The 10,494-nt window shown below is 61.8% G+C and carries 12 protein-coding genes and 1 pseudogene; 12 read left to right on the top strand and 1 reads right to left on the bottom strand.

The features are described from left to right. Positions 1–539 precede the first annotated feature (539 nt). On the bottom strand, positions 540–1,091 hold the full coding sequence (locus D3M70_RS31605) for a cysteine hydrolase family protein (protein WP_120130196.1): 552 nt from the start codon (positions 1,089–1,091) through the stop codon (positions 540–542). Between the two features lie 104 nt (positions 1,092–1,195). Between D3M70_RS31605 and D3M70_RS33910 the strand changes: the two are divergent. The 12 genes and pseudogenes from D3M70_RS33910 to D3M70_RS31550 form a co-directional block, all read left to right on the top strand. Beyond that, positions 1,196–1,533, top strand: a pseudogene (locus D3M70_RS33910) (GlxA family transcriptional regulator); the annotation flags it as partial. A gap of 1 nt (position 1,534) precedes the next feature. Beyond that, a partial coding sequence (locus D3M70_RS33905; protein WP_256660063.1) for a GlxA family transcriptional regulator occupies positions 1,535–2,142 on the top strand: 608 nt, incomplete at its 5' end. 97 nt (positions 2,143–2,239) lie between these two features. Then, positions 2,240–3,361 carry a DUF1615 domain-containing protein gene (locus tag D3M70_RS31595; protein WP_120130201.1) on the top strand — a complete coding sequence of 374 codons (1,122 nt, stop codon included), beginning with the start codon at positions 2,240–2,242 and terminating at the stop codon, positions 3,359–3,361. 114 nt (positions 3,362–3,475) lie between these two features. Then, positions 3,476–3,694: a hypothetical protein gene (locus D3M70_RS31590; protein ID WP_120130194.1), complete on the top strand. Its 219-nt coding sequence runs from the start codon at positions 3,476–3,478 to the stop codon at positions 3,692–3,694. A 128-nt stretch (positions 3,695–3,822) separates the two neighbouring features. Then, positions 3,823–4,329, top strand: a complete 507-nt coding sequence (locus tag D3M70_RS31585; protein ID WP_256660062.1) for a hypothetical protein — start codon at positions 3,823–3,825, stop codon at positions 4,327–4,329. A 128-nt stretch (positions 4,330–4,457) separates the two neighbouring features. Continuing rightward, positions 4,458–4,733, top strand: a complete 276-nt coding sequence (locus D3M70_RS31580) for a DUF1652 domain-containing protein (protein ID WP_120130193.1) — start codon at positions 4,458–4,460, stop codon at positions 4,731–4,733. A 256-nt stretch (positions 4,734–4,989) separates the two neighbouring features. Next, a complete protein-coding gene (locus D3M70_RS31575; RefSeq protein ID WP_120130191.1) occupies positions 4,990–5,844 on the top strand; it encodes an STAS domain-containing protein in 855 nt (284 codons plus the stop codon). A gap of 4 nt (positions 5,845–5,848) precedes the next feature. Beyond that, positions 5,849–6,208 (top strand): STAS domain-containing protein, encoded by a 360-nt coding sequence (locus D3M70_RS31570; protein WP_120130190.1) that lies wholly within the window; start codon positions 5,849–5,851, stop codon positions 6,206–6,208. After that, the gene (locus D3M70_RS31565) at positions 6,205–6,609 is read left to right on the top strand and encodes an anti-sigma regulatory factor (RefSeq protein ID WP_120130188.1); all 405 of its coding nucleotides are present in this window, start codon (positions 6,205–6,207) and stop codon (positions 6,607–6,609) included. The genes D3M70_RS31570 and D3M70_RS31565 overlap by 4 nt, the downstream gene beginning before the upstream one ends. Further along, complete coding sequence (locus D3M70_RS31560) at positions 6,600–7,613, top strand: ATP-binding protein (RefSeq protein ID WP_120130187.1); 1,014 nt, start codon at positions 6,600–6,602, stop codon at positions 7,611–7,613. The genes D3M70_RS31565 and D3M70_RS31560 overlap by 10 nt, the downstream gene beginning before the upstream one ends. After that, positions 7,606–8,481, top strand: coding sequence for a sensor histidine kinase KdpD (locus tag D3M70_RS31555; protein ID WP_120130185.1), 876 nt, complete (start codon positions 7,606–7,608; stop codon positions 8,479–8,481). The genes D3M70_RS31560 and D3M70_RS31555 overlap by 8 nt, the downstream gene beginning before the upstream one ends. Beyond that, positions 8,471–10,411, top strand: a complete 1,941-nt coding sequence (locus D3M70_RS31550) for a response regulator (RefSeq protein ID WP_120130183.1) — start codon at positions 8,471–8,473, stop codon at positions 10,409–10,411. The genes D3M70_RS31555 and D3M70_RS31550 overlap by 11 nt, the downstream gene beginning before the upstream one ends. Positions 10,412–10,494: the final 83 nt, after the last annotated feature.

Genomic DNA, 10,494 nt, shown 5'->3' with positions numbered 1-10,494 from the left:
GAAGGCGTGGGAGTTGGCTTGCCGACGATCTGGCGCGAAGCGGCAGTAACGACTGAGCATGCGGTGTGTCAGGAAGCGTTAGTTACCTGATCTTGCGACTGCTGCGCAGCCGATCGCCGACCAGGTGGAGCGCCACCCCGGCGACCTCCCACGCCCTCCGGGCAGAATCAAAAGCGTTCACTTCGACGACGAGCCTGGGCTTTGTCGAACGGCACCCAAGTATTCGACGCCGATCTGCTTCGGCCGAAGGCGTGGGAGTTGGCTTGCCGACGATCTGGCGCGAAGCGCCAGTAACGACTGAGCATGCGGTGTACCAGGAAGCATCAGTTACCTGATCTTACGACTGCTGCGCAGCCGATCGCCGACAAGTCGGCTCCCACGCCCTCCGGGCAGAATCAAAAACGATGCGGCCAGCATTGATCTGCGTTTGCCGAAGGCGTGGGAGTTCGGCTTGCCGACGGTCTGCAGTGTTCTCTCCCTGCCGGCCAGAACGCAGGCTGCATCTCTGACCGGCTTTAGGGAGGGCACACGGGGCATCTTTACTTCGCGTTCAGGAGCTCTTGTGTCGAAATGACCTCTGCATAGGCAAACCCGAGCGCTGCCATGAACGCCGCGTGTACGTGAGCCGCCGGGACGGTGGTGCCGTTGAACGCCAGATCCCGGCTGGCACAGGCGTCGTGGATGACTTTGACCTTATAACCCATGTCCGCCGCAGCCCGGGTAATGCCGTCGACGCACATGTGGCTCATGGCACCGACGACCACCAGTTCCTCGATGCCGTGCTGATCGAGGATCTGCTTGAGTTCGGTTTCGCGGAACGAGTTGACGAAGTGCTTGAGCACCACCGGCTCATTCGGCTGGTTCAGCACTTTGGGGTGCAGCTTGGCGCCTTCGGAGTTCGGGGTAAAAAAGGGCGCGTCGTCGCTGGTGAATTCATGCCGGATGTGTACCACCAGATCGCCGGCATCGCGGGTGGCGTTGATGATTCGGGCGGCGTTGTCGGCTGCGGCGTCGACACCGACCAAAGGCCATTTGCCGCCGGGGAAGTAGTCGTTCTGGATATCGACTACGATGAGCGCTGATTTGGACATGTCTGTTTCCTCTTTAGGGGGGTACGTGGTGTGGCATGAAGTATCGAGCCCGCGCGCGCATCGCGGGATTGGCTGCACCGACATTTAGCGAGGGAAAACTGACAATGAGCGTAGAACGGCCAGTCGCCGAGATCGGCCTGCTGCTGTACCCCGGCGCACAAACGGCAGCGGTTCACGGCCTGACGGATTTGTTCGAGGTCGCCAACCGCATGGCCGACGAGCAAGGCACGGCGCAGTTGCCACTCCTGCGGGTGAGCCATTGGCAGGTCGATACACGCTGTGAGCCGCAACGGGTGTTCGACAGTTTTGCCGCGGGGCAGAGCGGTCCGCTGGCCGCTGTGCTGATTCCGCCTTCGTTGATGGGACTGCCCAACACCGACGCCATGGAAGGCCTGTCAAAGTGGGTGCATGCCAGGCACGCCGCGGGCGCAACCATTGGCACNCGACCACACACTGGACGCAGGCCCAGTCCCTGAGCGAACGCTTCCCGCGAATCAAGGTGCACGCCGACAAGCCGATCATCGACGATGGCGACATCATCACCACCGCCGGGTTGATGGCCTGGTCCGAACTGGGTCTGCGCATGGTCGATCGGCTACTGGGGCCAAGCATTGCGACGCTCACAGCGCGCTTTCTGGTCATCGAACACAGCGACAGTGCGCAGCAATGCGGCATCAACTTCTCGCCGGTCCTCGGCCATGGCGATGGGGCGGTCTTGAAAGTGCAGCACTGGCTGCAGAGCACCGGCGCAGTGGATGTGTCAGTGACGGAAATGGCGCACTGCGCAGGCCTTGAAGAGCGCACGTTTCTGCGACGCTTCCGTGCAGCGACCGGCTTGAAACCGACCGAATACTGCCAGCATCTGCGCGTAGGCAAGGCCCGGGAGATGCTGGAGCTCACCAACGGCACGGTCGATCACATCGCCTGGACCGTGGGCTACCAGGACCCGTCGGCGTTTCGGGCGACCTTCAAGAAGATCACCGGCCTTGCGCCCAGCGAATACCGCAACAAGTTCGGCGTCGGCGCCCCGGTGGTGGTGGCCCGCCCCTGAAGCCCGAGCCCTCCGACCCGAACGCGCCGAAGCAAGGATCAGTTGCTCCATGACGTTGTCCAACCCGGCAGCCCATCTCTTTGAGTACCGAGGATTCATGCCCGCGAACGGATTCACTCGCCACGCCACAGCGTACGTCAGCCTGATGCTGCTCGCAGTCATTGCCGGTTGCAGTTCACAACGCAGTCAGACACCGCCACCCCCGCCTGATCTGGTTCGCAGCGAAATCGTGCGCCTGCTGCCCGCGGGTGTCGCGGACCGTCAGGGCTGGGCAACCGACATCTATACGGCCTTCGATAGCCAGAAACTCGACCCGACGGTCGAGAACCTGTGTTCGGTGCTGGCGGTGACCGAGCAGGAGTCGAACTTTCAGGTCGACCCCGCAGTGCCGGGGATGGGCAGGATCGCCCAGGACGAAATCGACCGCCGGGCCGGTAAGGCGCACATCCCCAATCTGCTGGTGCGCAGCGCCCTGGACATTCGCTCGCCCACCGGCAAGACCTACAGCGAGCGGCTGAGCGCGGCGAGGACCGAAAAAGACCTGAGCGCGATCTTCGATGACTTCATCGGCATGGTGCCGCTGGGTCGCACGCTGTTCGGCAACTTCAACCCGGTGCACACCGCAGGGCCGATGCAGGTCAGCATCGAGTTCGCCGAGCGGCAGGCGCGGGATTATCCGTACCCGGTCGAACGCTCCATTCGCCACGAGGTGTTCAGCCGTCGCGGCGGCATGTACTTCGGGATCGCCCATTTGCTTGGCTATCCAGTCAATTACGACAGACCGGTCTATCGCTTCGCCGACTTCAATGCCGGGTGGTACGCCAGTCGCAATGCCGCGTTCCAGAGCGCCGTGGCGCGGTTGTCGGGCAAGCGTCTGGCGCTGGACGGTGACCTGATCAGCTATGGCTTCGGTCCGTCGCTGGGGCAGACCGAACTGGCCGTGCGCAGCCTTCACCAACAACTAGGGATGCGCAACCCGACCATCCGCAGCCAGCTGGAAAAGGGGGAAACACTTGAATTCGAAGACACTGAGCTCTACAAGCAAGTGTTCGCACTGGCCGACAAGGCCGCTGGTAAGCCGCTGCCCCGTGCAATTTTGCCGGGCATCGTGCTGGAAAGCCCCAAGATCACCCGCAAACTGACCACCGCCTGGTTCGCGCAGCGGGTGGAAGAGCGGCGCGTGCGCTGCATGGCGCGGGCCTCCGGTAAATTGAAATAGCGGCCGGGTTCGTCCCTGACTCGACCGCTGGTCCAATTAAAGGCACCCCTGGCTTGCCGGGCTCTCGAAGCTGTAACTGCCCGGCATTACGGGCGACTTACAGCAGAGGTGCGTATGCCCGTCGATCCCGCAATCCCCACCAGCGTTCCGCCTGTCACGCCCACTTCACCTGCCGAGCCCGACCTGGATCCGGATGCGCTGGAGGACGAGGACTTCCAGGAAGAGAAGCGTGAGCAGCAGAAGAACCAACGGCCTGAAGATTGGAATGAGCCACCTTCAGAAGAAGTGCCGCCCGCTGACGAACCCACACCGCTTTCTGACGATCTGCGCTAGCGCAGTGCCGTCGGGCCGCCGGAGCAGGGCGAATGCCTTGTCTTCGGCTTTTTCATCGTGCTTGTCGAGGACCCTCGGTTTTGGATTCTAACCCTGCATCATCCACCATCATTACTAGCAGCACGTCCGTGTCCGACGCGCAGACCGCCGACGCTTTGCTGTTTGGCTCGCCCAAGGATCGGCTGGATTTCTACCGCAAGGAAATCCAGTATGAAACAGCCATTCTCTCCAACCGCACCAACGCCTACTTGTCGGCCCAGTCCTTTCTGGTGATCGCGTTCGCCTCGTCGATGGCCAATCTGAACCCTGAGTGGGGCAAGCTGTTTACCCTGGTGGTTCCGCCGTTTCTCACCCTGCTCGGGCTGATCAGTTCCATGCACGCCTGGCCGGGCATTCGCGCCGCGTACGAAATCATCGACCACTGGCATTTCAAGCAAAGCCAGCTTTTGCACAGCCAGCCGGCGATGGGGCTCGCTTACGACGACTCGCCGTTGTTCAGCGAGCATGAGTCAAGCGAGAAGGGGTATCGCAAGTCGCTGCTGTTTTCCATGCGTACGCCTTGGCTATTCAGCGTGTTCTGGCTGTTGTTGGGGGCGTTCTCGATCTACGCGCAAACCACCGACATGGCGTTCTGAATGTGATCGACTGCACACCTGCATCAACCTCCCGATGCCGACCGCCACGCCCTGACTACACTCTGTCATCGGCCTGGATTCAGACGGGCAAGCGAGTGCCCGGCTTCGGTCTACAAGGAGGTAGCGAAATGCTGTTTACCCCGGAGTTGCGCAGGACCCTTGAAAGTAGTTTTCTGCCCTTGGCCTGCGAATGCACCCTTACGCCGAGCGGGGCGCTGATGGTCAGGATCTACGATCAGGCCACCGGTAAAGTCGCCATGCTCGTGGAAAACCTGCCGAGCAACCATTTGACCACCACGCGGGCGGTGGCTGAGTTGGTTGCCGAATTGCGCTACGACCTGCGCACCTGTGTCACGCCCTTCGGTGCGCAGCCCTCATCAGTGACATTGCCCAACGGCGCATGAGTCTTGCGACGTTCATTGCCCCATGAATTATCTACACTGGCAGCGGAACCATTTGTGCGCGGCAATGTTACCTTGACATCAGCCGGTGTCGGAGGTATTTCCTTCGCTTTGTTCGCAAACAAAAAAGCACTTTGTATTTAAGACGTTAGGAAACGATTCTGAACCTGTGGAATCAGTACCTGACCACTTTTCGCACGTCTGTCCGTGTCGGCTCCCTTCGCGGGCAGGGCGGCGCATATTCTCCGGAGCTCTCTCAATGGCATCGCTGCAGCAAACCACCGTGAATTGTGTCAAACGCTCCCAGGCTCAACTGTCTGCCAGTTGGCTGGCGGATCTGGAAGGCAGCGGTGCAACGCGCAACCTGAAGGCAGAGGACCTCGCTCAACAGATTTCGGAACTTCTGCGATTGCTGACCTCGGTGCTGGAAAAGAACGGTTCGTCCAGTATCAATGGCGCCGAATGGGATGAAGTCCGTCAGTTTCTGGAAAAGCTTTCTCATCAACGGGCGCTCGTTGGCCAGGACTCACAACAAACCGCTCACTTCATCTTTGCCCTCAAAGGCCCACTGTTCGCGCTGCTGCAGCAGGAATACGCCGCGGAACCTGCACTGCTCGCCGAGCAGCTCTGGGAGATTTCCCAGATCCTCGACGCGCTGGGCATGCACACCATCCGTACGTTCCAGAAATCCCGCGAAGCCGTGATCAAACGCCAGCAGGAAGAATTGCTGGAGCTGTCCACCCCGGTCGTCAAATTGTGGGATGGCGTGTTGGCACTGCCGATGATCGGCACCCTGGACTCCCAGCGCACTCAAGTGGTGATGGAGTCCTTGTTGCAGCGCATCGTCGACACTGGCTCGGAAATCGCCATCATCGACATCACCGGCGTGCCGACCGTCGACACGCTGGTGGCTCAGCACCTGCTCAAAACCGTGACCGCCATTCGCCTGATGGGCGCCGACTGCATCATCAGCGGCGTGCGTCCGCAGATTGCGCAGACCATCGTGCACCTGGGCCTGGACCTGCAAGGCGTGGTCACCAAGGCCAATCTGGCGGATGCGCTGGCACTGGCGTTGCGTCGCCTGGGCCTGACCGTCGCCAAGGCAGCGGTGTAAGCCCATGGAGCGGATTCCAATCCTGCAAATGGGCGACTTCCTGCTGGTCACCATTCAAGTGGACATGCATGACCAACTCGCGCTGACGCTGCAGGACGATCTGTCCGAACGCATCAGCCGAACCTCGGCGCGCGGCGTCTTGATCGACATCTCGGCGCTGGACATGGTCGACTCGTTCATTGGGCGCATGATCGGCATGATCTCCGGCCTGTCGCGCATCATGGATGCGGAGACCGTGCTGGTCGGCATGCAGCCTGCGGTCGCGATCACCCTTGTGGAACTGGGCATGACCTTGCCGGGCGTCAGCACTGCGCTGAACGTCGAGCGAGGCATGAAGCTGCTGCGTGAGCGAGCATCGCAATGAACGTGCGCAGCAGCGGCACTCAGGGCATTCAGATAGAACAGGATGTGGTGCTGGCGCGGCAAACGGCGCGCAAGCTGGCCCAGGACTGCGGCATGCGCCTGATCGACCTGACCAAACTGGTGACGGCGGTCAGTGAGCTGGCGCGTAACACCATGGTGTATGGCGGTGGCGGCGACATGGACTGGCAGATCGTCGAAGACGGAGCGCGAACCGGGCTGCGCCTGACGTTCCGCGACGAAGGCCCCGGCATTCCCGACCTGAAGCTGGCGATGACCGATGGCTGGACTTCCGGCGGCGGATTGGGCCTGGGCCTGACTGGCGCCAAGCGCCTGGTCGACGACTTCGAGCTGGATACCGCACCCGGCGCTGGTACGCGAGTGATGATCTGCAAATGGACCTGAGATTGCACAGCGGCCTGACCCAAGTACTGCCCGTCGAGGACAGCAGTCAGGTGGGATACGCCCGGCGTACGGCGCAGAAAATGGCCGAGCAACTGGGCTTCGACGCCACCGATTCCGGTCGCGTGGCGCTGGTCGTCACCGAAGTGGCGAGCAATATTCTCAAACACGCCAGCAACGGTGAGCTGCACCTGCGAGTGCTGACCGGTGCTGTTCCGGGTCTTGAGGTGATCGCGATTGACCGCGGCCAGGGCTTCGACGTGCACGACTGCATGATCGACGGCTTCTCGACACGAGGCACCCAAGGCATCGGGCTGGGCTCGATGTTGCGTCAGGCTCAGGTGTTCGATGCCCACAGCGACGACCGTGGCTCGGTCCTGCTGATGCGTTTCTACCCCCGCACGGCGGTCGTCAAGGACCTGCGTCTGGGCGTCAGCCAGCACTCGCTGCACAACGATCCGGCGTGCGGCGATGCCTGGGGGCTGGCGATAAAAGGGCAGCAGATCAGCGTCTTGATGATCGATGGGCTGGGGCATGGCCCCGAGGCTGAAGACGCAGCGAAGGCGGGCGCGACGGCGTTTCACCGTGAGCCGTTCGCCGACTCGAGCTTGCTGCTGGAGGAGATTCACCACGACATGCGCGGCACGCGGGGCGGAGCTGTAGCGCTGGCCCGGTTCGAGGGTGCCCGAGACGGCTTGAGCTTTATCGGCATCGGCAATATTGGCGCCACGCTGATTGCGCAGGACAAGACGCGAGGTCTGCCTTCACACCCCGGCATCGTCGGCCTGCAGTACCGGAAAATTCAGGCGGTGGACTACGCTCAGTGCACCGGGCAACTGTTGATCATGTACAGCGATGGCCTGCAATCGCGGTGGAATCTGCGTGACTATCCGGGTCTGATGTATCGACATCCGGCCATCATCGCGGCGGTGCTGCACCGCGATTACTGCCGAGGCAGGGATGATGTAACGGTTCTGGTACTCGCTCTGGAGACGCTCGATGACTGACAACCTCGTACACGGCGGCCTCGATGAGTCGGCCGAGCTTCGGCAACTGCGGGGCGAGGCTGCGGCTTTGCGCGCCGAACTCGAGGAGACCAACCAGGGCGTGCTGGCGCTGTACGCCGAGCTTGACATGCAGGCCGCTCAGTTGCGTGAAGCTTCCGACCTCAAGAGCCGCTTTCTGTCGTACATGAGCCACGAGTTCCGTACGCCGTTGGGCTCGATCCTGAGCATCGCCAGTCTGCTGACCGACGAGCTCGACGGCCCGCTCAGCCCTGAGCAGCACAAACAGGTCGCCTTCGTCAGCACCGCAGCGCGGGAGCTGAGCGACATGGTCGATGACCTGCTGGACCTGGCCAAGATCGAGGCCGGGCGGATCAGCATTTCCCCGGCCTGGTTCGACATGTTCGACCTGTTTTCAGCACTGCGCGGCATGTTCAGGCCGATCGTCGACACCTCAGCGGTGGACCTGATTTTCGAGGCGCCCAAGGGCCTGCCCCGGCTGTATACGGACGACAAGAAGCTGGCGCAGATCCTGCGCAATTTCATCTCAAACTCGTTGAAGTTCACCCAGCGCGGTGAGGTCCGGGTCTCGGCAAGCCTTGAGGGCGAGCAGGAAATTCGTTTCGCCGTCAGTGATACCGGTATCGGCATTCCACCGGAGATGCACGAAGCGTTGTTCGAGGATTTCTCTCAGGTCGATTCACCGTTGCAGAAACGACTGCGGGGCACCGGATTGGGCCTGTCTTTGTGCAAACGGTTCGCTGCGCTGCTGGGCGGCCGTGTGGGCGTGGAAAGCCAGCCCGGCATTGGCTCGACGTTCTATGTCGTCATTCCGCTGGCCATGGCCCAGGAGCACGTCGATGAAAGCTGATACCCGGTTGCTGATCGTCGACGACAATGCTGCGACACGCTACGCCTTGCGTCGACGGATGGAGCGCCAGGGCTTCACGGTGCTGGAGGCGGGAACCGGTGCCGAAGGGCTGCAACTGATCGCCGAGCAGGTACCGGACGCGCTGATTCTCGACGTCAACCTGCCGGACATGAGCGGCTTCGACATCGTTCGCCAGTTGCGTACCGAACCGCGCACGGCGTTGTTGCCGGTCGTGCACGTGTCGGCTGCCTCGATCCAGACCGGCGATATCGTCACCGGCCTTGAAGCGGGTGCCGATGCCTATCTGGTGCACCCGGTGGACCCCGACGTGCTGCTGGCGACCCTGCGCACCTTGCTGCGCGTGCGTGACACCGAGTTCGCCCTGCGTGACAGCGAAGAGCGCTTTCGCGAGATTTTCGTCAATGTGTCGGCGCCCATCGCCGTGATGGACGGTGAGCTGAACGTGCATGAGTGCAATCACGCTTTCGCTCGGCTCATCGCGCACAGTGCGCCGGGACACAGCCTGTTGCAGTGTTTCAGCGACGATCAGCAACCGGTCGTTGTCGGCTTGAGCGAGGCGCTGGCGGCCGGCGAGCGCTGGAAGGGCACGCTGAGCATGCAGGTCAAAGGCGACGTGCGGGAAACCGAGTGGCAGGTGTCGCCTTACCGAGCCACCGGGTTGAGCCTGGTGTTCATCGAGGACGTCACCGAACACCGTCGTCGCGAGCAATCGCATCTGCAGCAACTGGACACGGTCAACAGCCGCCTGGCCCATGAGGTGGCCGAGCGTGCCAGAACCGAAGAACAGTTGCTGCAAGCGCAGAAAATGGACGCGATTGGCAAGCTCACCGGCGGCATTGCCCACGACTTCAACAACCTGCTGACCGGCATCGTGACGGGGCTGGAGCTGATCAGGAAGCGCACCGAAGACGGCCGCCCGGACAAGGTGCTGACCTACGCGGACGCGGCGCTGGCGTCGGCCAAGAGTGCGGCGGCGCTGACTCACCGTTTATTGGCGTTCGCGCGTCAGCAACCGCTCGACACCCGTGCCACGGACGTCAATCAGCATGTGCGTTCCCTCGAAGATCTGCTGAGCCGGACCATCGGGAAACGCATCGGCCTGACCCTGGAACTGACATCGCGCAGCGCAGTCGCAATGGTCGATGCCGGGCAGCTGGAAAGCGCCGTGCTGAACCTTGTGATCAACGCGCGGGATGCCTTGCCTGAAGGCGGCAATGTCTGGATCAGTACCTTCGAGGCCTACTCGCAGGGTAATCCGCGCCTGGAAGACGGCCAGTACATTGCCCTGACTGTGCGCGATGACGGGGTGGGTATCGACCATCACCTGATCGACAAGGTGTTCGATCCGTTCTTCACCACCAAGCCCATCGGTCAGGGCACGGGCCTGGGTCTTTCGACCATCTACGGCTTTGCCCGGCAGTCCGGCGGCGATGTGCACATTCGCAGCGTCGTCGGCCACGGCACGGAAGTGACCCTGATGCTGCCGGCGGCGATCGATCAGACCGTGGCGCCCCCGCAAATGCCGGAAACCGCCGAACTCGGCGCAGGCGAGCATGTCCTAATCGTCGAGGACACCGCCTCGGTGCGCATGTTCGTCAACGAGATCCTCACCGATGCCGGTTATCGCTGTACCCAGGCCGCTGATGTCGCCACGGCGTTGTCGATTCTCGAACACGATGTTTCGGTGGACCTGCTGCTGACCGATGTCGGCATGCCGCAGATGAACGGCCGGGAGCTGGCGCAGAGAATGCGCGACTGGCGTCCGAACGTGCCTGTACTGTTCATGACCGGGTACGCGGAAAACGCCCTCAATCGACAGCATTTTCTGGGGGAGGGAATGGACATGATCATCAAGCCATTCCATATGGTCGAGTTTCTCGACAAGGTGCGCACCATGCTGGACGCATGAGGTCATGGGCCTTCAAGCGGCACATCGCTATCGAGACGCGCCGAACCACGTTTTTTTTGTTACTGTTCACGCCAATTTATTGA

This window comes from Pseudomonas sp. LS-2 (assembly GCF_003605735.1).
Lineage (GTDB): Bacteria > Pseudomonadota > Gammaproteobacteria > Pseudomonadales > Pseudomonadaceae > Aquipseudomonas.
The sequence above is the reverse complement of the archived record's forward strand: the minus strand, read 5'-3'. Positions and strand labels throughout refer to the sequence as shown.